Origin of the sequence: Microbacterium sp. 16-032 (assembly GCF_041079455.1) — a bacterium.
GTDB classification, from domain to species: Bacteria; Actinomycetota; Actinomycetes; order Actinomycetales; family Microbacteriaceae; genus Microbacterium; species Microbacterium testaceum_A.
Genome location: NZ_JBFYGQ010000002.1, coordinates 260197 through 285831, shown reverse-complemented (window position 1 = coordinate 285831; position 25635 = coordinate 260197). Strand labels below are relative to the sequence as shown.

Sequence of the window (25635 nt, the reverse complement as noted above, 5' to 3'; positions counted from 1 at the left end):
GCGTTCCCGGGAAGGAGCTCGCCCCTCGGCGGGGTCGCGGGGGTCCCGGCATCCGGCGCCCCTCCGTCACCGTGTGGCAGCGGTCCCGCCCGCGGCGATAAGGTCGAAGACGGCAACGGCGCCGACCCCTTCACCCGAATCACAGCACCAGAGGACTCTGCCCATGAAGATCGGCATCCTGACCAGCGGCGGCGACTGCCCCGGGCTGAACGCGGTCATCCGTGGCGTCGTGCTCAAGGGCACGACCAACTACGACATCGAATTCGTCGGCATCCGCGACGGGTGGCGCGGCGTCGTCGACGGCGACTTCTTCCCGCTCACGCGTCACGAGGTGAAGGGCCTGTCCAAGGTCGGCGGCACCATCCTCGGCACGAGCCGCACCAACCCCTACGAGGGGGCGCGCGGCGGCGCCGAAAACATCTCCAAGACGATGTACGGACACCGGCTCGACGGCATCCTGGCCATCGGCGGCGAGGGCACGCTGGCCGCGGCCGACCGCCTGTCGAAGGACGGCATCAACGTCCTCGGTGTGCCCAAGACGATCGACAACGACCTCCGCGCGACCGACTACTCGTTCGGTTTCGACACCGCCGTGAACATCGCGACGGATGCCATGGACCGCCTGCGCACCACCGGTGACTCGCACCAGCGCTGCATGGTGGCCGAGGTCATGGGCCGTCACGTCGGCTGGATCGCCCTGCACGCCGGCATCGCCGCGGGCGCGCACGTGATCTGCATCCCCGAGGTGCCGATGTCGATCGACGAGATCGTCGAGCAGGTCACCCGCGCTCACGACCGCGGCCGCGCGCCCCTGGTCGTCGTCTCGGAGGGGTTCAAGCTCACGGGCATGGATGAGGCGTTCAGCGACAAGGGCCTCGACGCCTTCAACCGTCCCCGCCTCGGCGGCATCGGCGAGCTGCTGGCGCCCGAGATCGAGCGCCTCACCGGCATCGAGACCCGCTCGACCGTGCTCGGCCACATCCAGCGCGGCGGTTCGCCGTCGGCCTTCGACCGCGTACTCGCGACGCGCCTGGGCCTGCACGCCGCCGACGCGCTGCACGAGGGCGCGTGGGGCCAGATGGTCGCGATGCGCGGCACCGACATCGTGCGCGTCCCCTTCGCCGACGCCCTCGGCGAGCTCAACAGCGTCCCGCTGTATCGCTACGAGGAGGCCGCCGCGCTGTTCGGCTGAGCCTGCTGCTGGTGCGACGCCCCCTCCTGCCGTGTGCGGGGCGGGGCCCGGACCATGTCCCCGTTTGTGTTGAGCCATGTCCCACTTTTGGTTGCCTAGGTGCCTTCCAGGCAGCCGAAATTGGGACATGGTCGCGGCATCGGCCCGGCTTCTCGCGCGGTGGCCTGTGGACAACCGTGGATGGGGCTGGCAGAGGCGAGAAGCTGAGGGATGCCGCGTCCTCGACCTCTGCCTGACCAGCTTCCCGAGCACTTCTCCGTCGGCGCCGCCGGTGAGCTGGGGGTGACGCGTGCTCGGTTGCGCGCCGCAGATTTGGATTCGCCGTTCCATGGCATCCGATCGTCGACGACCGCTCCGACCTCGTCTCTGATCCAGCAGTGCCTCGTGTACGCGCCGCGCCTGATGCCCTGGCAGTTCTTCAGCCACGAGACGGCGCTTGCTCTGCGGGGAGTATGCACTCCGGAGTGGCCGTACGTGCCGCGGATCCATGTTTCCGCGCACCGACCGGCGAGGGAGCCGCGGACGCAAGGAGTCGTCGGCCGTCTGCAAGCGCGCGCACCGGCGTTCTCGGCCGGCCTGCTCGACCTGCCGGTCGAGCACCCCGTCCGGGCGTGGAGATAGTGCGGGCGGCTCTGGCCTCTTGATGACCTGGTCGCTGCGGCCGATGCGCTCCTGAGCGGGCGGACGCCGATGGCCGACGCAGTGCAGCTGCGGTCTGAGGTCAGAGAGATGGGCGACGTTCGAGGCGGTGTCCTGCGTGCGGCGGTCGACCTCGCCCGACCCGGCGTCCGGTCACCGAGAGAGACACGTCTGCGACTTCTGCTGGCCCGGAACGGGCTCCCGGCGCTCGAGGTCAACGCCGACATCTTCGACTCGCGGGGCATGTTCGTCGCGGAGATCGACCTCGCCTTCCCTCGATGGATGGTCGCCGTCGAGTACGACGGACGCGTCTACGCCGAGGACGAGCGACAGTTCGCCCGAGATGCCGACCGGTGGACCGCCATCCGGGCGGCGGGGTGGGATCACGTGCGCGTGCTGAACCATCACCCTTGAGATGGAGGAGCCTCGGCCGTCGTCCTCGCCCGCGAGGCGCTCATCAGAGCCGGTTGGCGGCCGGGGCTGTGAGCGGATGCGCGCTGACCCATGTCCCGAAAAAGGTCGCCTGCGCGATGTGCAGACAGCGAAAAGTGGGACACGGTCTGCACAAATCGGGACATGGGTCGGCAACGGAGCGATTGCGAACGCCCCCACATGCGCCGAACGCCCCGCCGCGCGACGCGACGGGGCGTTCGAGAGCGGCGCGCGCGGGTCAGTCGGTGAGGCCGAGCACGTCGAGGAGCCACGCGAGCTCGAAGGCGCGCTCGCGCCAGGCGTTGTAGCGACCGCTCACGCCGCCGTGGCCGGCGATCATCTCGCACTTCAGCATCGCGTCGGCGCCGACCTCGCGCAGGCGGGCGACCCACTTCGCGGGCTCGACGTACAGCACGCGGGTGTCGTTGAGCGAGGTGACCGCGAGGATGCGGGGATACTCGACACCCTCGCGCACGTTCTCGTACGGGGAGTACGACTTCATGTAGGCGTAGACGTCGGCGTCGTGCAGGGGGTCGCCCCATTCGTCCCACTCGATCACCGTGAGCGGCAGCGAGGGGTCGAGGATCGTTGTCAGGGCGTCGACGAACGGCACGTCGGCCAGGATGCCGGCGAACAGCTCGGGTGCGAGGTTGGCCACGGCGCCCATGAGCAGGCCGCCCGCGCTGCCGCCCTCGGCGACCATGCGGTCGGGGGTGGTGTAGCCGCTGTCGACGAGGTGCCGTGCCGCGGCGACGAAGTCGGTGAAGGTGTTGCGCTTCGCGCGCATCTTGCCGTCTTCGTACCACTGCCGGCCCATCTCGCCGCCCCCGCGCACGTGCGCGACGGCGAAGACGACGCCGCGGTCGAGCAGCGACAGGCGGGCGACCGAGAACCCGGGCTCGATCGAGTGCTCGTACGAGCCGTAGCCGTACAGGTGCACGGGGCGAGGGGCATCGCCAGGCTCGCCGAACGAGCGCTTCCACACGAGCGACACCGGAACCTGCGTGCCGTCGTCGGCGGGAGCCCAGACGCGCGCCTGGCCGTAGTCGACGGGGTCGAAGCCGCCCAGCACGGGCTGGCGCTTGCGCAGCAGCAGTTCGCCGGTCTCGACGACGTAGTCGTACACGGTGCTGGGGGTGACGAACGAGCCGTAGCCCAGGCGCAGCACCGGGGGAGCGTACTCGGGATTGCCACCCGTGCCGACGCTGTAGAGCGGCTCGTCGAACGCGATCTCGGTCACGGCGCCGTCGGCGTACGACAGCAAGCCGAGGCGGGCGAGGCCGTCGCGGCGGTAGCCGACCACGCCCCAGTCTCGGAACGTGTCGACGCCCAGCAGACGGTGGCCGGGGTGATGGGCGATCACGGTCTCGCGGGCGCCCTGGGGATCGGATGCCGACACCCGGACGAGCTCGAAGTCGAGCGCGCCGTCGTTGTGCAGGACGTAGAGCACGTCCTCGCCGTCGACGACGGCGTGCGAGGAGGAGTACTCGACGCCCTCGCGCCGCGGCCACACCACGCGGGGCTCACCGCGGAGGTCGTCGGCGTCGAGGATCCACTCCTCGCTCGTGATCGACGAGCCCATCTCGATCATCAGGTACCGATCGCTGCGCGTGAAGTCGGCGCCGACCCAATAGCGGTCGTCGGGCTCGTGGAAGAGCTTCACGTCGTCGTCGACGGGCGTGCCGATCTCGTGCAGCCACACGGTGTCGGGGCGCCAGGCGTCATCCACCGTGGTGTAGACGATGAAGCGCCCGTCGGGAGAGAACGTCGCCCCCGAGAAGGTCCCCGGGATCTCGTCGGCGAGCGTCGCGCCGGTGGTGAGGTCGCGCAGGCGCACGGTGTAGCGCTCGTCGCCGGCGACATCGATGCCGTAGAGCATGCGCGTGCCGTCGTTCGAGATCTCGAAGCTCCCGAGCGAGAAGAAGTCGGTGCCCTCGGCCTCGACATTGCCGTCGAACAGCACCTGCTCGCCGGGCACGGGGGAGCCGGGCGAGAGGGTGGGCGGGGTCCAGTCGTCGGGGGACTCGAGGGGGGCGCGGCACTGGATGCCGTACTGCGCGCCGGCGACCGTGCGACCGTAGTACCACCAGTCGCCGCGACGGGCGGGCACCGACAGGTCGGTCTCGAGCGTTCGCCCCTTGATCTCGCCGAAGATCGCGTCGCGCAGCGGCCCGAGGTGAGCGGTGCGCTCTGCGGTGTACGCGTTCTCGGCCTCGAGGTGCGCGATCACCTCGGCGTCGTCCTTCGCGCGCAGCCATTCGTACGGGTCGTCGAAGGTGTCCCCGTGATGCGTGCGCGCGACGGGGCGGCGGTCGGCAACGGGTGGGGTGGGCTTCGGGTCGAGATCGGTCACCGTTCCACGGTAGTGCGCCCCTGAGCCATCGGTCCGCAGAGAAGACACGGGATGCCGTGCCCCGGCCGCCGGGCAAGTTTGACCGCCGCGCCCCTCGGTGAAATGATGTCGAGGCGACACCGATGAACAGGTGTCGAACTCCAGGTGAACTCTTCGTTCGTCGCGCCGATCCCGTCGGCATCCCTTCTTCCTTCTCACGGAAAGCGAACGGTGGAGAGCGCAGCCCTCATCATCGTGCTGGTCATCGCGCTGGCACTGTTCTTCGATTTCACCAACGGATTCCACGACACCGCGAACGCGATGGCCACGCCCATCGCGACGGGTGCGCTGAAGCCGAAGGTCGCGGTCCTGTTGGCGGCCAGCCTCAACCTGGTCGGGGCGTTCCTGTCGACCGAGGTGGCCAAGACGATCTCGGGCGGCATGATCCGCGAGGAGCAGCTCAGTCCCGACATCTTCCCGCCCATCATCTTCGCGGGCCTCATCGGCGCAATCACGTGGAACATGCTCACGTGGCTGCTCGGCCTGCCGTCGAGCTCGTCGCACGCCCTCTTCGGCGGCCTGATCGGCGCGACCCTCGTGGGCGTCGGCGCGTCGGCGATCGACACCGGGGTGGTGCTGAGCAAGGTCATCCTCCCGGCGCTCATCGCGCCGCTCACGGCGGGGATCATCGCCTTCGTCGTGACGAAGATCGCCTACGGCGTCACCCGCCGCTACGACATGAAGGCCGACGGCCGCGACGGCTTCCGCTGGGGCCAGATCTTCACCTCGTCGCTGGTCGCGCTGGCGCACGGCACGAACGACGCGCAGAAGACCATGGGCGTCATCACCCTCGCCCTCATCACGGTCGGCTGGCAGTCCTCGGCCAACCCCGACCCGCAGCTCTGGGTCGTCTTCGCGTGCGCCCTGACGATCGCCCTCGGCACCTACATGGGCGGCTGGCGCATCATCCGCACCCTCGGCAAGGGCCTGACCGACGTGAAGCCCGCGCAGGGCTTCTCGGCCGAGACCTCGACCGCGGCGACGATCCTCGCCTCCAGCGCCCTGGGCTTCGCACTCTCGACCACCCAGGTGGCATCCGGATCCGTCATCGGCTCGGGCCTCGGCCGCCGCGGATCGACCGTGCGGTGGAACACCGTCGGTCGCATCATGATCGGCTGGGTGCTGACGCTCCCCGCCGCCGGTGCCGTCGGCGCCGCCGCGGCCCTCATCGTCGTCTGGCTGGGCGGCTGGGGCGTGGCCGTCGACGCGGTGATCGCCGTCGTCATCATCCTCGGCCTGTTCCTGCGCTCGCGTCGCGACTCGGTCACCTCGGCCAACGCGATGAGCGAGGTCGCCGACTCCGGCGCCGCGGTCAAGGTGCCGCGCAAGCCCGGCCCGACGCGTCGCCAGCGCCGTCTCGAGCGCGACAAGGCCGGAAAGGACGCCTGATGCTGATCAACTGGGAAGCCTTCCTCCAGGTCTTCGTCGCGGCCATCGTGGGCGCCTCGATCGTCGTGACGTTCTACTCGCTGGGTCTGCGCCTGCTCGTGACCGGCGGGCGTCCGCCCCTGGTCTCTCCGGCGGAGTTCACGGATGCCATCACCGTGCTCTCCGACAAGCAGAAACGCCGCGCCGAGAAGGCGGTGGTGAAGGCCGCGCAGAAGAACCCGCTCAGCGACGGGCAGAAGCGGCTGGCGCTCGTGGGCGCCTACGCGTGCTTCGCGGTGTGCGCCGCCGCCGTGCTGGGTGCGCTGCTGCTCATCCTGTTCAACCACTGAGCGGCCGACGCCGCGGCGGCGGATGTCGGAGGCCCCTCTTAGGCTGAGGACATGGCATCCGTGCAGTTCGGTCAGCACGCGCCCGCCGCGCGCGTGATCCTCCACCTCAGCGACACGCATCTGCTGGCCGGCGACCGCCTGCTCGGCGATCGCTACGACACCGCGCGCCACCTGCGGCGCACGCTCGAGGCCGCCGAGGCGACGGGGGTCAGACCGGATGCCGTGGTGTTCACCGGCGACTTGACCGACCTGGGCGAGCCCGAGGCCTATCGGGTGCTGCGCGCCGAGGTCGAGCCGTGGGCGGAGCGCCTGGGGGCCCCCGTGGTGTGGGTCGCGGGCAACCACGATGAGCGCCCGGCCCTGCGCGAAGGTCTCTTCGACGGCGAGCCGACGCAGGAGCCGGTGACCGGCGTGTGGGACCTCGGAGGGCTGCGCCTCATCGCGCTCGACTCCACGGTGCCCGGGTGGCACCACGGCGACCTCGACGCGGCGCAGCTCGACTGGCTGCGCGCCGAACTGTCGACCCCGGCACCGCTCGGCACGATCCTGGCGCTGCACCATCCGCCGCTGCCGTCGCACATCCCGTTCTTCGACATCCTCGAGCTGCGCGATCAGCAGGGTCTCGCGGCGGCCATCGCGGGGAGCGACGTGCGGGCGATCCTCGCCGGTCACCTGCACTACTCGACCTCCGGTACCTTCGCCGGGGTGCCGGTGAGCGTGACCTCGGCCTCCTGCTACACGATGGATCTCGCGCGCCCCGCCGACGAGGTCAACGGGATGGATGCCGGACGCTCCTTCCACCTGGTCCACGTCTGGGACGACACGATCACGCACGCCGTCGTCCCGGTGGTCGACGACGAGGCCTCGGGCTTCTTCACCCCCGAGTGGACGGCGCGCATGGCGCAGCTCACCCCCGAGGAACGCCTCGAGGCGTTCTCGCGCAAGCGCTCGTCATGACCGGTCACGGCCGACTCGGACGACCGCTCGGCGGCAATCCGTCGGGCATCGACAATTCCTCGACCACCGGCAATAGACGTGGCGGATGGTGCGGATGAGGCGACCGGCCGCCGTGTCCACCGGCCCTCACTGTCCCGCTCGTTAGGCTCGTGGCATCCCTCTTCACCATGACACCCACGAGGACCCCCACATGGCTTTGGACGCAATGACGCGCACCCGTACCGAGACCGACTCCCTCGGATCCCTCGAGATCCCCGCCGACGCGTACTGGGGAATCCACACCGCCAGAGCGCTCGAGAACTTCCCGATCGCGAAGCGACCCATCTCGGTGTACCCCGACCTCGTGCGGGCCCTGGCGATGGTCAAGCAGGCCTCGGCCCGGGCCAACCGCGAGATCGGCGTGCTCGACCACGAGAAGGCCGACCTCATCGATCGCGCCGCCCAGCGCGTGATCGACGGCGAATTCCACGACGAGTTCACCGTCGGCGTCATCCAGGGCGGTGCCGGTACCTCGACCAACATGAACGCCAACGAGGTCATCACCAACATCGCCCTCGAGATGGCCGGGCGCGAGAAGGGCGACTACGCCTTCCTGTCGCCGATCGACGACACCAACCGCAGCCAGTCCACGAACGACGTCTACCCGACCGCGATCAAGATCGGGCTCGCGCTCACCCTCCAGAGCCTGCTCGAAGAGCTCAAGCTCCTGCGTCAGTCGTTCCTGTCGAAGTCGGAAGAGTTCCATGACGTCCTCAAGGTCGGGCGTACGCAGCTGCAGGATGCCGTGCCGATGACTCTCGGTCAGGAGTTCCACGGTTTCGCGACGACGCTCGGCGAGGACTACAACCGCCTCACCGAGAACGCGTACCTGCTCTACGAGATCAACATGGGCGCGACCGCCATCGGCACCGGTATCACCGCCCACGCCGGCTACGGGGGAGCGGTGCTCAGGCACCTGCGCCAGATCACCGGCCTGGATCTCGAGACGGCGACCGACCTCGTCGAGTCGACGAGCGACACCGGCGCCTTCATGTCGTTCTCGTCGTCGCTCAAGCGCAACGCCGTCAAGCTGTCGAAGATCTGCAACGACCTTCGTCTGCTGTCGAGCGGCCCCCAGGCGGGCCTCGGCGAGATCAACCTCCCCGCGCGCCAGGCGGGTTCGAGCATCATGCCGGGCAAAGTGAACCCCGTCATCCCCGAGGTGGTGAACCAGGTCGCATTCTCGGTGGTCGGCGCCGACATGACCGTGACGATGGCCGTCGAGAGCGGTCAGCTCCAGCTCAACGCCTTCGAGCCGGTCATCGCGCACTCGATCTACCAGTCGATCACGTGGATGCGCCAGGCGATGTGGACGCTCCGCGTCAACTGCGTCGACGGCATCACGGCCAACCGCGAGCGTCTGGGCGCGATGGTGGGCTCGTCGGTCGGCGTCGTCACGGCGCTGACGCCGTTCATCGGCTACGCCGCCGCGGCGGCCCTCGCCAAGACCGCGCTGCTGACGCACCGCAACGTCGCCGACCTGGTCGTCGAGGCCGGACTCATGACGCGCGACGAGGTCATGAAGCAGATCTCTCCCGCCCGTCTCTCCGGCCTGCAGGCGGTGACGGCCGCGATCCCGATCGTGCGCGCGGCAGACAGTGTCGTCGAGGGCTGAGCCCTCGAGAACATCGAAGGGCCGGGACGCGATCGTCCCGGCCCTTCGTCGTGCGTGCCGACCTCAGTCGAGGATGCGGCAGTGAGTGGTCAGCTCGCCGATGCCGTCGATCCCGACGGTCACGGTCGAGCGGTCGCGCAGGAAGATCTGCGGGTCGCGCGAGTAACCGGCACCTCCGGGGCTGCCGGTGGAGATGAGGGTGCCGGGGAGTAGCGTCACCGACTCCGACAGCTTGTTGATGAGGGTCGCGACCGAGCGCACCATCTGGCCGGTGCTGGCATCCTGCACCGTGTGGCCGTCGACGACGGTCCAGATGTGCAGGTCCTGCGGGTCGGGGATCTCGTCGGCGGTCACGACGAAAGGACCGGTGGGGGTGAAGCCGTCGAACGACTTGCAGCGCGACCACTGGGCCTCGGAGAACTGGATGTTGCGCGCGGTCACGTCGTTGACCACCGTGTAGCCCCAGACGTGGTCGAGCGCGTCCTCCTCGGAGATGTCGCGGCCGGGACGCCCGATGATGACCCCCAGCTCGGCTTCGTAGTCGACGGCCTCGCTGAGCGAGCGCGGCCACGACGTGGTCTCGCCGTGCGCGGTGAGCGAGTTCGGCCACAGCACGAACACGGTCGGACCGGCGTCGGTCTTGAGACCCAGCTCGCCGGAGTGCGCGGCGTAGTTGAGGCCGACGGCGAGGATCGAGGGCGGAGCGAGCACCGCGGACGCGTACCGGATGCCGGTGAGGGGATGCCGCGGGGCGCTCGCCGCAGCGTCGCGCACGCGCGCCAGCAGGTCGTCGCCGCCGGCGATGAGCTGCTCGAGGGTGTGCGGGGCACCGGCGAAGAACTCGTCGACGAACGAGAACTCCTCGCCGTGGACGCTGACGAGACGGGGGGCTTCCGCCCCCTCCTGTGCACGGACGTGGGCGAAGCGCATGCCTCCACGCTACCGGGCTCGGCGCGGTGGGGGAGCCTGCAAGCCCCGGATGCCGTGTCGTCCGCCACCCCTAGGCTGTGCGCATGACCTCCCCCTCGCCGCTGTCGCGGCCCGGATCCGCCGAGCCGCCCCGCATCACGACGGCTCCCCAGACGGCGGTGTCGGCGACCCCGCCCGGCTCGCGACGCGGAGGCGTGGCGCTGTGGATCGTCGCCGTGCTGCTGGTGCCCCTCCTCGCGCTGCTGGTGCGCTACTTCACCGCGTTCCTCGGCACGGCGGCGTCGTTCATCGGGCTCGTCCTGGCCGTCATCCCCTTCGTCATCGTGTGGTTCGCCGTGCGCTACATCGACCGGTGGGAACCCGAGCCCCGTCGTCTTCTCGTCTTCGCGGTGGCGTGGGGTGCGATCGCCTCGGTCGCGATCGCTCTGGGTGTCGATCTCGTCATCACCCTCGCCGCGGGGCCCCTTCCGGGCGCCGTGAGCAGCGTCATCCAGGCGCCCCTGGTCGAAGAGGTCGCCAAGGGACTCGGGGTGCTGTTGATCTTCGCCTTCGCCCGTCGCGCCTTCGACGGTCCGGTGGACGGCATCGTCTACGGTGCGCTCATCGGGGCGGGCTTCGCGCTGACCGAGAACGTGCAGTACTTCGCGATCAGCTACCTCGAGGGCGGCCCCGCGCAGGTCGCGAGCACGTTCTTCCTGCGTGCCGTGCTCTCGCCGTTCGCCCACGTCATGTTCACGAGCCTCACGGGGTTCGCTTTCGGCCTCGCCGCGCGCCAGGGGCTGCGCGCGGGGGCCGCGCTCCGCTACGGCGTCCCGGGCCTGCTGGGCGCGATCGTTCTGCACGCGCTATGGAACGGTTCGGCCACCTTCTTCGACTTCTTCGAGGTGTACGCCGCGCTGCAGGTGCCACTGTTCGTGCTGTTCATCCTCGGCATCCTGGCTCTGCGTCGCGAGGAGTCCCGGCTGACGAGGGCCCGGCTGGGGGAGTACGCCGCGGCGGGGTGGTTCACCCCTCAAGAGGTCGACATGCTCGCGACCGGCCCGGGTCGACGGTCGGCCCTGGCGTGGTCTCGGACCCTGCCGGGGGACCGCGCCGCGGTGATGAAGGGTTTCATCGCGGATGCCACGGCTCTCGCCGCCGCGAGACAGCGTTCGCTGTCGGGACGCGACCCGAACGCCCCCGCCACGGAGCGCTACCTGCTCGAGCGCACGACCGCCGCCCGCGCGGCGCTGCTCCGCCCCTGACGGGAGCCGGAGAGGGGGTCTTGACAGCATCGCGGCGCGGGAGCACCATCGATGTAGGCCAACTCAGCGCCCGGTAGACACGCAGGCATCGCCGCGGCACCGGGCGCTGAGTCTTTCCCCGGCCGGATTGTCCAGGGGGCTCGCGGGCGGCGCGTCCGTGCTTGGATGGAGTCATGACTGATCGCACCAAGCCGGAGTTCGACGCTCCCAGCGGCCCCGCCCCCTCCGACCTCGTCATCCGCGACATCATCGTCGGCGACGGCGACGAGGCGAAGCCCGGCGACACCGTCACCGTGCACTACGCCGGTGTCGAGTACGCGTCGGGTGAAGAGTTCGACTCCTCGTGGGGTCGTGGCGAGAGCATCCAGTTCCCCCTCCGCGGCCTGATCCAGGGCTGGCAGGACGGCATCCCGGGCATGAAGGTCGGCGGACGCCGCGAGCTCGTGATCCCGCCGCACCTGGCCTACGGTCCCGCCGGCGGGCACTTCCTCGGGGGAAAGACCCTCATCTTCATCATCGACCTGCTGAAGGTCGGCTGATCAGCCGTTCTTCATCGTCTGTTCACGAACCCGAGGGGGCTGCGGCCCCCTCGGGTTCGTTGTTTTCCTCGATCGTGGAATACATTCGTGTGAATGGGAGTTGGACCCCGGCAGGACGCCGATACGGCTCCCCAGACCTTTAGGAGTGACATGACTGACACCACCGCCCTCGACATCCCCGGTTACAAGGCGGGCACCTGGGTGCTCGACCCCTCGCACAGCGAGGTCACCTTCTCGGTGCGCCACATGATGATCTCGAAGGTGCGCGGCACCTTCGGCATGAAGAGCGCCACGATCGTCGCTCCCGAGAACCCCCTCGAGGCCACCGTCGAGGCATCCGTCGACGTCACCTCGGTCGACACCAAGGACGAGGGTCGCGACCAGCACCTCCGTTCGGCGGAGTTCTTCGACGTCGAGACCTACCCGACGATGGACTTCCGTTCCACCGGAGTCCGCCTCGAGGACGGCGACTTTCTCGTCGACGGCGACCTGACCATCCGCGGCATCACCAAGCCCGCGACCTTCGCCCTCGACTTCGGCGGCTTCGGCACCGACCCGTGGGGCAACTACAAGGCCGGTGCGACCGCCAAGACGGTCATCAACCGCGAAGACTTCGGCCTCACCTGGAACGCGGCCCTCGAGACCGGCGGCGTGCTCGTCGGCAAGGACGTCACCATCGAGCTCGACCTGCAGCTCTCGCTCCAGGCGTGATCGCCCCGCAGCTGACGCTGCGGACATGAACTCCTCGAAGGCCCCGGGTGCTCGGCATCCGGGGCCTTCGTCGTGCCGGCGGAGGAGCGGGTCCGCTCAGGCGCGAGCGTGACGCCGCAGGCGGATGCGCTGCTGCACGAGCAGAATGCCCACGAACACCACCGCCGCGCCCACGGGCTCGTTCCACGAGATGCGCTCGCCCAGGATCAGGATGCCGAGAGCCACCCCGACCACCGGGGTGATGTACGTGACGGTCGAGGCGCGGGTCGGCCCCCAGGCGCGCAGGGTGTTCTGATTCCATACGTAGGCGATCCCGGTGCCGAGGACGCCGAGGGCGACGATGCTCCCGACGACCGGCAGGGTCAGGTGCATCGGCTCGGCCAGGATGAACGGCGACAGCAGCACCATGAACGCCGCTGCCGGCCCGATGTAGCCGAACGCGAAAGCGATGCCCGAGAGGCCGGTGTCGCCGAGGAAGCGGCGCATGTACGCGAGGCTGAAGCCGTAACAGGCCGTCGCGCCCAGGAGGGCGACCTGCGCGATCGTGCTGTCGCCCACATCGGCCACGGCGCCCGGCGCGATGATCACCACGACACCCGCGATGCCCACGGCGATGCCGATCAGCTGCCCGAGCTTCAGGCTCTCGACGCGGAAGACCGCCCACGCCATGATCGCGGTCATGATCGGCGTGGTCGCGTTGAAGATGCTCGCCAGCCCCGAGGAGACGTGCTGCTCCGCCCACGCGAACAGCAGGAACGGAACCACGCAGAAACTCAGCGACAGCACGCTCAGGTGCCCCCACACTCGGCGATCGCGGGGCAGACGCTCGCGGCGGATCGCCACGATCGCGGCCAGCGCCAGGGCGCCGAACAGCAGCCTGCCGCCGGCGACCTGCGCCGGGGTCATGCCGGTCAGGGCGATCGCGATGAAGAGGAAGCTCGAGCCCCACACGATGCCGGTGAGCACGAACTGCACGGCGATCGAGACGGGCGAGGGAGCGGAGGTGGATGCCACGGAGCCGACACTACGGCCGACCAGCGACATCGCGCGGGCCGGCCGAGTGCGACGGCCGGAATCCGCCGACGATCGGCAGCTCGGGGTCGCACGACGAGAAGGGATGGGCCGACGAGTCAGGGCTGAGGGTCGAGCGCGTCGTACGCGCGGAAACGCGGCGAGAACCGCACGAGGGTGCCGACGAGACCGAGGATCAGGATGCCGCCGAACAGCGGCGGCACCCACAGGGCGGCGAGGGTCGCCAGGGTGCCGGCGTAGAGGGCTCCGACGCGAGGGCCGCCGGCCACCACGACGACGAAGATGCCCTGGAGGCGCCCGCGCATGGCATCCGGAACCGCCGCCTGCATCATGGTCGACCGATAGATCGCACTGACGTTGTCGGCGGCGCCGGACACCGCCAGGACCACCGCGGCGAGGGCGATGAGGGCGACCGCCGCGTGGGTCTCGTCGACGAGGGCCGGGCGGAGCCAGCCGAGAGTGGCCGAGAGAAGCACGAAACCGAAGAGGCCGATCGACAGACCGTAGACCTGGATCGCACGTTCGATGCCGAGCCCCTGCCGGCGCACGCGCCCGATCGGGCCCGAGAACAGGCTGGAGAAGAAGGCCCCCGCGGCGACGGCCGCCGTCAGGATGCCGGTGGTGATCGCCCCGCCGCCCAGCAGCACCGCCCCGATCGCCGGGAACAGGGCCACCGGCTGCCCGAAGGTCATCGCGATGATTTCGAGGATGTACTGCAGCCGGATGTTCGGAGCCCGACGGAGAAAGCGCACGCCGTCGCGGAACGACTCGAGTCCGGGTCGGACGATCTCACCCTCGGGGCGGAGCTTCGGCAGCGACCAGAGGCCGAGGAACAGCGAGGTCATCAGGAGGACGTCGAGAGAGTAGGTCCAGGCGTAACCCGCGACGGCGACGAGCACGCCGGCCAGGGCCGGGCCCGCCATCACCATGACCCCGACGGTGACGCCCTGCAATGCGGCGGCGGCGGGCAGCAGATCCCGGGGGATGAGGCGGGGGGTGATCGCGGACTTCGTCGCCATCACGATGGAGTTCGCCGCGGAGTTCACCACGCTGAGCACGAAGAGCCACCCGACGGTCTCGAGACCTGTCCACGCGAGGGCGGCGAGCAGCGCGGTCGAGGCGAACGTGACCACCGCGGCCAGCAGGGCGACGGTGCGTCGGTCGAAGGCATCGGCGAGCATGCCGCCGTACAGGCCCGCCGCAACCATGGGGAGCAGCCCCGCGACCGCGATCATCGACACCGCGAACGTGCTCTGGGTCAGCTCGAACACGTGGAGCATGACGGCGACGACCGTCAGCTGGCCGCCGAGGCCGGCGAGCGTCGACCCCACCCAGAGTCGCGCGAAAGCCGGCGAAGTCGTCAGGGGCCGCAGATCGATGAACGCACCGCGGGCGCCTCGGCGCGGGGGAGCGGCGGGATCGGTCTGACTCACGGCTCGAGGCTACGCCAGCCCTCCGACACCGGACGCCGCGGACCGGTGCGGTGTCGGCATCCCGATGCTGGTAGACTCATGCGGTTGCCGTTCGATCGGCCGCGGATAAAGAGAGCTCGCACATCGTGTGACGGGCGCCGCGCAATGAGAAGGAAGGGGATCCCATCTATGGCACTCGAAGCAGACGTCAAGAAGGCGATCATCGAAGAGTACGCGACGCACCCCGGTGACACCGGATCCCCCGAGGTACAGGTCGCGATGATGACGCAGCGCATCAAGGACCTCACCGAGCACCTCAAGACCCACAAGCACGACCACCACTCGCGCCGTGGGCTCTTCCTGCTCGTCGGTCAGCGCCGCCGCCTGCTGGGTTACCTGCAGGACGTCGACATCAACCGTTACCGCTCGCTCATCGAGCGTCTCGGTCTGCGTCGCTAATCGCACCAGCGTTCTATCGCGCAAAACATTCTTGGAAGGCCGCCCCACGGTGTGGGGCGGCCTTCGTCATCCCCGGCGCTCGCCGCGGTGCTCGTCGCCAGCCGGCCGTGCCTCCACGCGTTTATCGAGAAGGGTGCCCGGAGGTCAGGATGCCGTGCGGCCGGCGACCAGGTCGGGATGCCAGCGCTCGGCCACGTCGGGGTGGGCGCGCAGCCGCGACTTGAGGGCGTTCTCGCCGTAGGTCGCGTGGATGGGGTTGTCGGGGTCGTCCTCGACGCCGCGAGACTGGGCGGCGAGCTCGGCCGGCAGCTCGATGATCGGCAGTCGCGCATCGAGGGCCGGGTTGAAGAAGAACGGCACCGAGATGCGCTCGTCGGGGAACCGCGGCGAGATCACCCGGTGGTTCGTCGCCCGCAGGTAGCCCTGGGTGGCGTACTCGAGCAGTTCGCCGATGTTGACCACGAAGGCGCCGGGCACCGGGGGAGCGTCGACCCACTCGCCGTCGCGCTCGACCTGCAGGCCGCCCTTTCCGGGCTCGACCCACAGCAGGGTCAGCACGCCCGAGTCCTTGTGGGCGCCCACCCCCTGCTGGGGGGTCGGGTCGTCCTTGCCGGGGTAGCGGACGATCTTGATGAGGGTCTGCGGGTCGCCGAAGTGGCGGTCGAAGTACTGTTCCTCTGCGCCCAGGGCGAGGGCCCACGCGCGGAGGAGCTTGCGTGCGACGCCCGTGAGGTGGTCGTGCCACTCGGTCACGACGTCCTGCAGCTCGGGCTGCGCCGCGGGCCACAGGTTCGGGCCGACGAGACGGTTGTACCCCGGGCCGTCGGGGTCGGTCAGGGGGGCCCGCTCGGGTCCGATGTCGATCTGCTCGCGCCAGTCGACCCGGCCCTGCGTGCGCTCGCCGCCGACGCGCGTGTACCCGCGGAAGTGGGGGCTCGTGACGTTCTCGATCGAGAGCTTTTCGGCCTCGGGCAGGGCGAAGAAGTCCTTCGCCGCCCGCAGCAGGCGCGCCTCGAGTTCGGCGCTCACCCCGGTGCCGGTCAGGTAGAAGAACCCGACGTCGTGGGTGGCGGCGCGCAGCTCGTCGCGGAAGCGGGCGGCGGCGCCGGGGCCTTGGTCGAGGAGCGAGAGGTCGAGAACGGGGAGGTTCAGGTCGGACATGGATCGAGGCTAGGTCGGCCCGCGCGATGCCGCCCGAATATTGCCGACGATTACCGCTCGGCGGGTGACGCCCGCGTCGAGAGGAATGATCCCGCCGATTCCTGGTGGGAATCGTCCCGGGTATTGCGTATTGTGTAGTGGTCAGGTGAGGCTGTCCTTACCTTCCGCAGTGCCGCGGCGTCCTCACCCCCATCGTGAAAGTCGGGTCCTCCGCTCGTGCTCGCAAGCTTCTTCGCCACCTTCCTCATCGGTCTGCGTGAAGGCCTCGAGGCGGCCCTGGTCGTCGGCATCCTCGTCGCCTACCTCACGCGTCTCGACCGCCGCGACGCGCTCCCCACGCTGTGGACCGGTGTGGGACTCGCCGTCGCCCTCGCCCTCGGCGTCGGGGCGATCTTCACCTTCGGCGCGTACATGCTGACGTTCGAGGCGCAGGAGTTGCTCGGCGGCGGGCTGTCCCTGCTGGCCGTCGCGATGGTCACGTGGATGATCTTCTGGATGCAGAAGGCGGGGCGCACGCTCAAGGCGGGCCTCGAGGGCGGCCTCGACAAGGCGCTGCGCGGGGGCGTCTGGGCGCTCGTGGCCATCGGGTTCGTCTCGGTCGCGCGCGAGGGCGTCGAGACGACCCTTCTGCTGTGGTCGATGGTGCAGTCGTTCGGCGAATCGCCCGTCGCCCTGTTGGGCGCCCTGCTCGGGCTGGTGACGGCCGTCGTGCTCGGCTGGTTCATCGCGCGCGGCATGCTGCGCCTGAACCTCGGCCGCTTCTTCACCTGGACCGGCGGCGTCCTCGTCATCGTCGCGGCCGGCGTCCTCGCCTATGCCTTCCACGATCTGCAGGAGGCGGGAGCCCTTCCCGGCCCCTTCGGAGCCGGGGCGCCGCTCGATCCCGCGACCGGTGCGGTCGCCACCGGGTGGGCCGGCTTCCCCTTCGGTTGGGCGTTCGACGTCTCCACCACCATCGCGCCCGACAGCGCGCTCGCCGTGCTGCTGCAGGCGACGGTCGGCTTCATGCCGCAGATGACCTGGCTCCAGGTGATCGCCTGGGTGGTGTACATCGCCATCGTCGCGCCCCTCTTCTTCCGCGGCGTGCGCGCGAACCGCCGCCCGCGGCCGACGGGTGCGTCCGCGTCGGATGCGGCCCCTCGCTCCACCGCCCCGGCGGAGCCGGCCCGGGTCGGGTCCTCGCCCACCGCCCCGCCCGCCACCGCCACCCCGTAGACCCCCGGCACCACCCGCGTGCCCGACGCCGCGGCATCCCTCTCTCATCGATCGGAGAACCATGAACTCGACACGCCTCCTCGCGGCGACCGCCGCGGCCGGCGCGACCGTCCTGCTCCTGTCCGGCTGCGTCGCGAAATCCGACGCGGCGGCCTCGGGTGCACTGTCCGTCACCTCGACCGGCGACGGCTGCGCGGTCTCGGCCGCCAGCGCGCCCAGCGGCACCGTCGCGTTCGACGTGAGCAACAAGAGCGACCAGGTCACGGAGTTCTACCTTCTGGCGTCCGACGGTCTGCGAATCGTCGGCGAGGTCGAGAACATCGCTCCGGGTGCCTCGCGCAACCTCACGGTCGTCGCGCAGCCCGGCGACTACTTCACCCTCTGCAAGCCCGGTATGGTCGGCGACGGGGTGGGCAAGGCGAGCTTCACCGTCACCGGCGACGCCGTCGCCGTCAGCGGTCCGGATGCCGAGCAGAAGCAGCAGGCCGTCGACCTCTACGCCGCCTTCGTCAAGGACCAGGTCGGACAGCTGATCCCCGCCGTGCAGACCTTCACCGCCGCCTACGAGTCGGGCGACGACGCCGCGGCGAAAGAGCAATTCCCGCGCGTGCGCGCCTTCTACGAGCGCATCGAGCCGATCGCCGAGGCGCTCGGCGACCTCGATCCGCGCATCGACTACCGCGAGGTCGACGCCGTGGCCGAGGGGCTGGACTGGACCGGGTTCCACCGCATCGAGAAGGACCTGTGGGTTCCGGCGCAGGACGCCCTAAACGCCGACGGCGAGACCCCCGCGTGGAAGAACTGGGCGCCCTCGACCCCGGCCGAACGCGCGACCTACGGTGACAAGCTCGTCGCCGACACCCAGGAGCTGTACGACTACGTACACTCCGACGCCTTCACCCAGGCGCTCGACGCGCAGGGCGTCGCGGGGATCTCGAACGGGGCGATCTCGCTGCTCGACGAGGTGGCCACGGGCAAGATCAGCGGCGAAGAGGACTGGTGGTCGGGCACCGACCTCAACGACTTCGCGGCGAACGTCGAGGGCTCGAAGATGGCCTTCTCGCTCGTGCGCGATTTCGCCGACTCGAAGGGCGATAAGGGCACCGCGCTGGTGTCGCGCATCGACGGCGGCTACGCCGATCTCGAGGCGGCCCTGGCGAAGTACGGCTCCCTCGACGCCGGCTTCGTCCCCTACAGCCAGATCACCGAGGCCGACAAGCGCCAGCTCACCGACCTCATCAACGCCCTCGCCGAGCCGCTCTCGCAGCTGACGGTGACGATCCTGGAGTGAGCGTGAGCGACGCGCAGAACATGCCGGAGGAGCAGACCCCGGATGCCACGGGCTTGTCTCGCCGTGGGCTGATGGGCCTCGCCCTCGGCGCGGGGGCCACGGGACTCGTCGTCGGCGCCGGAGGCGGTCTCGTCGGCGGTCAGGCCTACGCCCTCGAGCAGCAGAAGGCCGTGAAGGATGCCGCGGCGGTGACGACCGGCATCCATCAGCCCGGGATCACGACGCCGGTGCAGGAGCACCTGCACTTCGCCTCGTACGACATGATGGCGCGGACGACGCGCGACGACCTTGCCGAGCTGCTCTCGGACTGGACGTACGCCGCGACCCGCATGATGCAGGGGCTCGAGGTGACCGCCACGGGGGCCGTGGGCGGCTCTCCCCAGGCGCCGCCGGACGACACGGGCGAGGCCCTGGGCCTGCCCGCGAGCAACCTCACCATCACGTTCGGATTCGGGCCGTCGCTGTTCGACCAGCGCTTCGGACTCGAGGGGCAGCGTCCCGACGGGCTCGAGCGTCTGCCGGCGTTCCTCGGCGACGATCTCGACCCGCTGCGTTCCGATGGTGATCTCTGCATCCAGGCCTGTGCGGACGACCCGCAGGTGGCGGTCCACGCCATCCGCAACCTCAGTCGGATCGCCTTCGGTCGGGCGACGATCCGGTGGTCGCAGCTCGGGTTCGGTCGCACCTCGAAGACGACCTCCGAGCAGACGACCCCTCGGAACCTGTTCGGGTTCAAGGACGGAACGGCCAACATCCTCGCCGACGACGCGGCCGCTCTCGACGAGAACGTGTGGGTGTCGGCATCCGAGGGTCCGGCCTGGCTCGCGGGCGGGTCGTACCTGGTCGCGCGGCGCATCTCGATGCTCATCGAGACGTGGGACCGCACGCGTCTGGCAGAGCAGGACCGCGTGATCGGTCGTGACAAGGCGAACGGCGCACCGCTCTCGGGCGGCGACGAGTTCACCGCGCCGGACTTCGCGGCGGCGGGCGCCACCGGGGCCCCGGCGATCGACCCGCGCAGCCACGTGCGCCTCGCGCACCCCGACATGAACGGCGGTATCCGGTTGCTGCGTCGCGGGTACAACTTCGTCGACGGCACGACCGATTTGGGGCGGCTCAACGCCGGCCTGTTCTTCCTGTCGTTCCAGAAGAGCCCGCAGCGGTACATCACCGTGCAGAAGGCCCTGTCGACGGATGCCATGAACGAGTACGTCCGCCACGTCGGCTCGGGGCTGTGGGCCGTGCCGCCCGCGCCGTCCGCGGGGGCATCGGTGGGGGCGGGGCTGCTCGGGGCGTAACGCCTGTGCCGACTCGTAAACGCTCTCTGCGCTGGGAAACGCCCGCTGAACGCGTTTCCCGGTGTGGGGGGCGTTTCTCGCTGATCGGGAGGGTGTGGCCGGAATAAAGCCCGGCGCGGCGCGTTCCAACATGTATATTCAAATGCATACAAATGGAAGAGGCATCATGAGCGAGACGAACACCTGGCCCGGAATGCAGTTCGGTGTCATGACGGTGAGCGACATCACCCAGGACCCGACCACCGGTACGACGCCGAGCGAAGCCCAGCGCATCAAAGACACCCTCACGATCGCCAAGCACACCGAAGAGGTCGGCCTCGACGTCTTCGCCCTCGGCGAGCACCACAACCCTCCGTTCTGGTCGTCGTCGCCCACGACGACGCTCGCGTACATCGCGGCCCAGACCGAGCGCCTCATCCTCACGACCTCCACGACCCTCATCACCACGAACGACCCGGTGAAGATCGCCGAAGACTTCGCGATGCTGCAGCACGTCTCGGGCGGTCGCGCCGACCTCATGCTCGGCCGTGGCAACACCGGCCCGGTCTACCCCTGGTTCGGCAAGGACATCCGCCAGGGTCTGCCGCTGACCATCGAGAACTACGACCTGCTGCACAAGCTGTGGCGTGAAGACGTCGTCGACTGGGAAGGGAAGTTCCGCACCCCGCTGCAGGGCTTCACCTCGACCCCGCGCCCCCTCGACGGTGTGCCGCCGTTCGTGTGGCACGGCTCGATCCGCACGCCCGAGATCGCCGAGCAGGCCGCTTATTACGGCAACGGCTTCTTCGCGAACAACATCTTCTGGCCCAAGGAGCACTACCAGCGCCTGATCACGCTGTACCGCGAGCGCTTCGCCCACTACGGCCACGGCACGCCCCAGCAGGCGATCGTCGGCCTCGGCGGCCAGGTCTTCATGCGCGCCAACTCGCAGGACGCCGTGCGCGAGTTCCGCCCGTACTTCGACAACGCTCCCGTCTACGGCCACGGCCCGAGCCTCGAGGACTTCAGCGAGATGACCCCGCTGACCGTCGGCTCGCCGCAGCAGATCATCGACCGCTACGCCGCGATGCGCGAGACGTTCGGCGACTACCAGCGCCAGCTCTTCCTCATCGACCACGCGGGTCTTCCGACCAAGACCGTGCTCGAGCAGCTCGACATCCTGGGCGGCGAGGTCGTGCCGGTCCTGCGCAAGGAGCTGCAGAAGAACCGCCCCGCCGAGGTGCCCGACGCGCCCACGCACGCCAACCAGGTCGAGAAGATCTACGCCGGTGCGGCTCCGCGCCAGGCCGTTCCGGGCGCGAATCGCGGCGACAACATGGTCTCGGGCAGCCCGTACCAGGATGCCGCGCCTCGCTCGGGCAGCGCCTTCGGTGCGGCCGCGTCGAAGGTCGGTGCCTGAGATGGCCGCCCGTCGCATCGCGGTCGTGACCGCGGGCCTGTCGACGCCCTCGTCGACCCGTATGCTCGGCGACCGGCTCAGCCACGCCGTGCTCGCGGAGCTGCGCGAGCGCGGCATCGAGGCCACCGCCGACGTGTTCGAGCTGCGCGACTACGCGCACGACCTCACCGACAACCTGCTCACCGGCTTCGCCCCGCCCGCCCTCGAGCAGATGATCAACACGGTCGTCTCGGCCGACGGCATCATCGCGGTGACCCCGATCTTCTCGACGAGCTACTCGGGTCTGTTCAAGTCGTTCATCGACGTGCTCGACCCGCAGGCGCTCACCGGAACCCCCGTGCTCCTCGGCGCGAACGCCGGAACCGCGCGGCACTCGCTCGCGATCGACTACGCGATCCGCCCGCTGTTCACCTACCTGCACGCCAACCCCGTGCCGACCGGTGTGTTCGCCGCCTCGAGCGACTGGGGCGCCAACGCCGACGAGGTCGCCCCGCTCGGATCCCGCGTCGACCGGGGTGCCCGGGAGCTCGCGGATGCCATCGCCGCCCGCGAACCCGTCCGCGACGCCGATCCGTTCGACCCCTCGTCGTACCTCGGTGAGGGCCGCTCGTTCGGCCATTTGCTGGGTGGACTGTCGGGGGAGTGACCCTGCGACGCAGCCCCGTCGCCCGTTGGTTCGGGCGGCGGGGCGTCGTGCTGTCTGCGGGGCGGCGCAGAGTGGGCGATTCGCGCAACTTCCGTCGTGATGCGGGGTCTCAGGCTGAGGTTGTGCGGGTTGCTGAGGCTGCGTGAATCGCGCGGCGGGGGCGGGGCGGACAGCCGCAACGGATTCGGATCGGGGAAGCGTTGGCATCCGGATCTGTCGCTACGGTCCGAATCCGATGCGGGTGCGGGGGTCGCGCCGGGGCGCCCGCGCGCGGATCTAGGGTGGGGAGCGAGCCGGAGGAGACCGAATGGATGCCACGCAGTGGGACGAGCGTTATCGCGCCTCCGCCGGGGGAGTGTGGGCCACCCAGCCTCCCGCCGTCGTCCGCGAGATCGCCGGCGCGCTGCCGCCGGGCTCCGCGATCGACGTCGCAACCGGCGACGGGCGCACGGCCCTCTGGCTGGCGCAGCGCGGGTGGGAGACCACGGGCGTCGACTTCTCGAGCGCTGGTCTCGCGCTCGCCGCAGCCCGCCCGGGCGGCGACGCCGTCTCGTGGGTGCGTGCCGACGTGCACGAGTTCGAGCCCCCGGCACCCGTCGATCTCGTGGTGTCGTGCTACCTGCACCTGGACGACAACGCCGCCGCGTTCGCGCGCATCGCCGAATGGGTGGCGCCCGGGGGAACCCTCATCGTGCTCGGCCACGACGTCGACAACATCGCCGCGGGCGGGCACGGACCCTCTGACCCGGCGATCCTCTACACGCCCGAGCTGCTGCGCGGCGCGCTCGACGACCGTTTCGGCGTCGAGCGCTGCGAGCAGGTGACGCGCGGCTCCGCTGATTCCGAGCTGCGCGACGGGCACACGAGTCCCGCGATCGACACGGTGCTGCACGCGGTGCGGGTGCGCTGAGGAGCGCCGCCGCCCCGCCCGCGACCGGGGGCTTCGACGGGCTCAGCCGCCTGCGTTGCGCCTCACAGCACGATGTCGTCGGTGCTGCGCAGTTCGCGCGCGGCGACCGGTCGCAGGCCGCGACGAACGAAGGTGTCGGCCTCGACGAGCGGTCCGACGTCGACGCCCGCCTCGGTCGCGAGGTCGGCGATCGACACCTGGAACGTGCGGAACGCCCCGAGGGGCGGCACGACGAGGCCCTGCCGGGTGTCGACGAGGTCGCTCTGATCGAGCACGAAACCGGCCGCGGCGAGTGCATCGCCCTCGCGCCACGCGGCGATCTTCCAGAAGCGCAGCGGCACCCGGATGCCGCGATAAGGCGGATCGTCGTCGGCGAGCACCGGCGCGGTGAACACGGCGAGGCGCTGGTCGGTCGTCTCGGCGTAGGCCAGCACGTGGTCTTCGAGACCGAGCCAGAGCTCTTTCGACTGGTTGAAGCCGGCGGCCTGTGGGGCGGCGTTCGTGTAGAAGAAGGTCGCCTCGGTGGCCTCGCGCGCCTCAGCGGTGGAGCCCCAGCCCGGGTCGCGCCGACGCACGAGGTGCCCGCGGTCGAGGTCGTTGCGGCTGTAGACGTCAGGCCCTGCCTGCGCGTCTGCGGAAACGCGGGGATCGAGTCGCCACTCACCGGTTCGCGCGAGGTCGAGCAGGCGGGCGCCGTCGATGACCACGGCGGTGACCGCCGCGAAGCGCCGCTGCTCGTCGAGCAGCACGCTGAAGCGCGGGTAGTCGAGCCGCGTGGTGGGTTGTTCAGGAGAAGGGAGGGGCAGGGGGATGCCGAGGAAGTCCGGGTCGTAGCCGTCGCTCATGCCCCCATCGTGCCGGTGACCTCCGACATCGCGACAGACTGGGTCGATGGAACAGCACGTGAAGACCCGCCCCGACGCCCCCGCGGGGTTCTTCGCCGCCGAGGCCGCCGGGCTCCGCTGGCTCGCCGAGGCGGGCGGCGCGCGCATCGCCGAGGTGATCGAGGTCGCGGACCGGCGAATCGTGCTGGAGCGCATCGCCGAGGCGCGTCCCTCCGCGGAGGCCGCCGACGCCTTCGGTGCCGCGCTCGCCGCGACCCACGACGCGGGGGCCGAGGCGTTCGGCTCGCCGCCGCCCGGCTGGACGGGCGACATCTTCATCGGCAGCCGCCCGCAGCCGGCGCGGCCGAAGCCGACCTGGGGCGTCTTCTACGCGGCGCAGCGCGTCGAGCCGTTCGTGCCGATCGCCCTCGCGGCCGGCAACCTGTCGGCATCCGGAGCCGAGGTCGTCGACCGCGCGTGCGCGTTGATCGCGGCGGGGGCCTTCGACGACGACGAGCCGCCCGCCCGTCTGCACGGCGACCTCTGGGCGGGCAACGTGCTGTGGGGCGAGGAGGGTGTCGTGCTGATCGACCCGGCAGCGCAGGGCGGTCATCGCGAGACCGATCTCGCGATGCTCGCGCTGTTCGGGTGCCCCTTCCTCGAGCGGATCGTCGACGCTTACGACCGGGTGCGCCCACTGCGCGACGGCTGGAGCGAGCGCGTGCCCGTGCACCAGTTGCATCCGCTCGCCGTGCACGCCGCTGGACACGGGCCGTCGTACGGCCGGGCCCTCGTCGACGCCGCCGAGCAGACGCTCGCGCTGGGCTGAGGCGCCGGGTGACGGCATCCGGGATCGGCGCGAGCAGAATCGCAGATTCGCACCGGAATAGGACGCACGACCGCGCGAGATCCGACACGGCGCGATCGTCCGATTCCGCGAGGGTCAGGAGCGCGAGGCCGCCCGGCGCTTCGCCCGCCGCGCGAGCACCAGATCGATGCCGACGCCGATCCCCACGGCCACGACGATCGACACCACCACCGCCACCACCGGACCGCCCGGCACCAGCGCCGCGACGACCGCCCCGATCACCGCTTGGTACGCCGCCCACGCGAGGGCCGCGAGCGCCGCGACGCCCAGGTACCGCGCCGGATTCACCCGCGCCGCCCCCGCCGCGAGGTTGACCGCGAGCCGCGCGAAGGGCACGAACCGCGCGGTGAAGAGCACGACGGCGGCGTTGCGTTCGAGGCGCGCCCGCGCCCAGTCGAGGGCGGCGGAGACGCGGGGCCCGCGCATCCAGGCCCAGCGCTCGACGCCCACGAGACGTCCCACCAGATAGCAGCCGAGGTCGCCGGCGAAGGCCGCGGCCCCCGCGACGAGGATCACCGCGGCGAGCGGGGGAGTGCCGTGGGCGACGGCGAGGGCACCGAACGCCGTGACCGCGGCCTCACCGGGGATCACGACGAGGAACGCGTCGGCGAACACGAGCAGTGCCATCGCGGGCAGGGCCCACGGGCTCGCCGCGATCGCCTGCAGCCAGGCGTCGACTCCGTCCATTCCGTCACTCTCCGCCGCTGATCGA

24 protein-coding genes are annotated in these 25635 nt (G+C 70.3%); 17 read left to right on the top strand and 7 right to left on the bottom strand.

Features of this window, described 5'->3' with window-relative positions:
- Positions 1 to 163: 163 nt before the first annotated feature.
- Positions 164 to 1192 carry a 6-phosphofructokinase gene (locus AB6V31_RS05015; protein ID WP_056227271.1) on the top strand — a complete coding sequence of 343 codons (1029 nt, stop codon included), beginning with the start codon at positions 164 to 166 and terminating at the stop codon, positions 1190 to 1192.
- A 729-nt stretch (positions 1193 to 1921) separates the two neighbouring features.
- Complete coding sequence (locus AB6V31_RS05010; protein ID WP_369364439.1) at positions 1922 to 2245, top strand: hypothetical protein; 324 nt, start codon at positions 1922 to 1924, stop codon at positions 2243 to 2245.
- Between the two features lie 256 nt (positions 2246 to 2501).
- On the opposite strand, the gene AB6V31_RS05005 is transcribed toward AB6V31_RS05010, so the two are convergent.
- Positions 2502 to 4616, bottom strand: coding sequence for a S9 family peptidase (locus tag AB6V31_RS05005; RefSeq protein ID WP_369364437.1), 2115 nt, complete (start codon positions 4614 to 4616; stop codon positions 2502 to 2504).
- A gap of 210 nt (positions 4617 to 4826) precedes the next feature.
- Between AB6V31_RS05005 and AB6V31_RS05000 the strand changes: the two genes are divergently transcribed.
- From AB6V31_RS05000 to AB6V31_RS04985, 4 genes are all read left to right on the top strand, one after another.
- On the top strand, positions 4827 to 6044 hold the full coding sequence (locus AB6V31_RS05000) for an inorganic phosphate transporter (protein WP_056227283.1): 1218 nt from the start codon (positions 4827 to 4829) through the stop codon (positions 6042 to 6044).
- Positions 6044 to 6373 (top strand): hypothetical protein, encoded by a 330-nt coding sequence (locus AB6V31_RS04995; protein ID WP_056227286.1) that lies wholly within the window; start codon positions 6044 to 6046, stop codon positions 6371 to 6373. Before AB6V31_RS05000 ends, AB6V31_RS04995 begins: the two co-directional genes overlap by 1 nt.
- 51 nt (positions 6374 to 6424) lie before the next feature.
- Positions 6425 to 7330 carry a phosphodiesterase gene (locus AB6V31_RS04990; protein ID WP_369364435.1) on the top strand — a complete coding sequence of 302 codons (906 nt, stop codon included), beginning with the start codon at positions 6425 to 6427 and terminating at the stop codon, positions 7328 to 7330.
- Positions 7331 to 7520: 190 nt separating this feature from the next.
- The gene (locus AB6V31_RS04985; RefSeq protein ID WP_056227293.1) at positions 7521 to 8984 is read left to right on the top strand and encodes an aspartate ammonia-lyase; all 1464 of its coding nucleotides are present in this window, start codon (positions 7521 to 7523) and stop codon (positions 8982 to 8984) included.
- Between the two features lie 63 nt (positions 8985 to 9047).
- On the opposite strand, the gene AB6V31_RS04980 is transcribed toward AB6V31_RS04985, so the two are convergent.
- The gene (locus AB6V31_RS04980) at positions 9048 to 9914 is read right to left on the bottom strand and encodes a fumarylacetoacetate hydrolase family protein (protein WP_369364433.1); all 867 of its coding nucleotides are present in this window, start codon (positions 9912 to 9914) and stop codon (positions 9048 to 9050) included.
- 83 nt (positions 9915 to 9997) lie between these two features.
- On the opposite strand from AB6V31_RS04980, the gene AB6V31_RS04975 reads away from it, so the two are divergent.
- From AB6V31_RS04975 to AB6V31_RS04965, 3 genes are all read left to right on the top strand, one after another.
- Positions 9998 to 11158, top strand: coding sequence for a PrsW family intramembrane metalloprotease (locus tag AB6V31_RS04975; RefSeq protein WP_056227299.1), 1161 nt, complete (start codon positions 9998 to 10000; stop codon positions 11156 to 11158).
- A 173-nt stretch (positions 11159 to 11331) separates the two neighbouring features.
- Entirely contained in the window at positions 11332 to 11697 is a 366-nt protein-coding gene (locus AB6V31_RS04970) for an FKBP-type peptidyl-prolyl cis-trans isomerase (RefSeq protein ID WP_369364432.1), read from the top strand.
- A 150-nt stretch (positions 11698 to 11847) separates the two neighbouring features.
- Positions 11848 to 12408 (top strand): YceI family protein, encoded by a 561-nt coding sequence (locus AB6V31_RS04965; protein WP_056227302.1) that lies wholly within the window; start codon positions 11848 to 11850, stop codon positions 12406 to 12408.
- Positions 12409 to 12504: 96 nt separating this feature from the next.
- Here AB6V31_RS04965 and AB6V31_RS04960 read toward each other — a convergent pair whose 3' ends face one another.
- Together AB6V31_RS04960 and AB6V31_RS04955 are read right to left on the bottom strand one after the other, a co-directional pair.
- Entirely contained in the window at positions 12505 to 13422 is a 918-nt protein-coding gene (locus AB6V31_RS04960; RefSeq protein WP_081349665.1) for a DMT family transporter, read from the bottom strand.
- Positions 13423 to 13538: 116 nt separating this feature from the next.
- On the bottom strand, positions 13539 to 14873 hold the full coding sequence (locus tag AB6V31_RS04955; RefSeq protein WP_369364429.1) for an MFS transporter: 1335 nt from the start codon (positions 14871 to 14873) through the stop codon (positions 13539 to 13541).
- A gap of 168 nt (positions 14874 to 15041) precedes the next feature.
- On the opposite strand from AB6V31_RS04955, the gene rpsO reads away from it, so the two are divergent.
- Entirely contained in the window at positions 15042 to 15311 is a 270-nt protein-coding gene (gene rpsO, locus AB6V31_RS04950; RefSeq protein ID WP_056227311.1) for a 30S ribosomal protein S15, read from the top strand.
- A gap of 144 nt (positions 15312 to 15455) precedes the next feature.
- On the opposite strand, the gene AB6V31_RS04945 is transcribed toward rpsO, so the two are convergent.
- Entirely contained in the window at positions 15456 to 16472 is a 1017-nt protein-coding gene (locus AB6V31_RS04945; protein ID WP_369364427.1) for an isopenicillin N synthase family dioxygenase, read from the bottom strand.
- 216 nt (positions 16473 to 16688) lie between these two features.
- Here AB6V31_RS04945 and efeU point away from each other — a divergent pair, with 216 nt between their 5' ends.
- The 6 genes from efeU to AB6V31_RS04915 all read left to right on the top strand — a co-directional run bounded on the left by efeU (position 16689) and on the right by AB6V31_RS04915 (position 23231).
- Positions 16689 to 17687: an iron uptake transporter permease EfeU gene (gene efeU, locus AB6V31_RS04940; protein WP_369364426.1), complete on the top strand. Its 999-nt coding sequence runs from the start codon at positions 16689 to 16691 to the stop codon at positions 17685 to 17687.
- Between the two features lie 61 nt (positions 17688 to 17748).
- Complete coding sequence (gene efeO, locus AB6V31_RS04935; protein WP_369364424.1) at positions 17749 to 18978, top strand: iron uptake system protein EfeO; 1230 nt, start codon at positions 17749 to 17751, stop codon at positions 18976 to 18978.
- 20 nt (positions 18979 to 18998) lie between these two features.
- Positions 18999 to 20276, top strand: coding sequence for an iron uptake transporter deferrochelatase/peroxidase subunit (efeB, locus tag AB6V31_RS04930; protein ID WP_369364631.1), 1278 nt, complete (start codon positions 18999 to 19001; stop codon positions 20274 to 20276).
- Between the two features lie 166 nt (positions 20277 to 20442).
- Positions 20443 to 21675, top strand: coding sequence for an LLM class flavin-dependent oxidoreductase (locus AB6V31_RS04925; protein WP_056227324.1), 1233 nt, complete (start codon positions 20443 to 20445; stop codon positions 21673 to 21675).
- 1 nt (position 21676) lies between these two features.
- Positions 21677 to 22321 carry an FMN reductase gene (locus AB6V31_RS04920; protein WP_074694226.1) on the top strand — a complete coding sequence of 215 codons (645 nt, stop codon included), beginning with the start codon at positions 21677 to 21679 and terminating at the stop codon, positions 22319 to 22321.
- A 307-nt stretch (positions 22322 to 22628) separates the two neighbouring features.
- The gene (locus tag AB6V31_RS04915) at positions 22629 to 23231 is read left to right on the top strand and encodes a class I SAM-dependent methyltransferase (RefSeq protein WP_369364422.1); all 603 of its coding nucleotides are present in this window, start codon (positions 22629 to 22631) and stop codon (positions 23229 to 23231) included.
- Positions 23232 to 23293: 62 nt separating this feature from the next.
- Here AB6V31_RS04915 and AB6V31_RS04910 read toward each other — a convergent pair whose 3' ends face one another.
- Positions 23294 to 24076, bottom strand: coding sequence for a DNA/RNA non-specific endonuclease (locus AB6V31_RS04910; RefSeq protein WP_369364420.1), 783 nt, complete (start codon positions 24074 to 24076; stop codon positions 23294 to 23296).
- 46 nt (positions 24077 to 24122) lie between these two features.
- On the opposite strand from AB6V31_RS04910, the gene AB6V31_RS04905 reads away from it, so the two are divergent.
- Complete coding sequence (locus AB6V31_RS04905) at positions 24123 to 24884, top strand: fructosamine kinase family protein (protein ID WP_369364418.1); 762 nt, start codon at positions 24123 to 24125, stop codon at positions 24882 to 24884.
- Positions 24885 to 24998: 114 nt separating this feature from the next.
- Here the strand turns inward: AB6V31_RS04905 and AB6V31_RS04900 are convergent, their stop codons facing one another.
- A complete protein-coding gene (locus AB6V31_RS04900; RefSeq protein WP_369364416.1) occupies positions 24999 to 25610 on the bottom strand; it encodes a DedA family protein in 612 nt (203 codons plus the stop codon).
- Between the last annotated feature and the right edge of the window lie 25 nt (positions 25611 to 25635).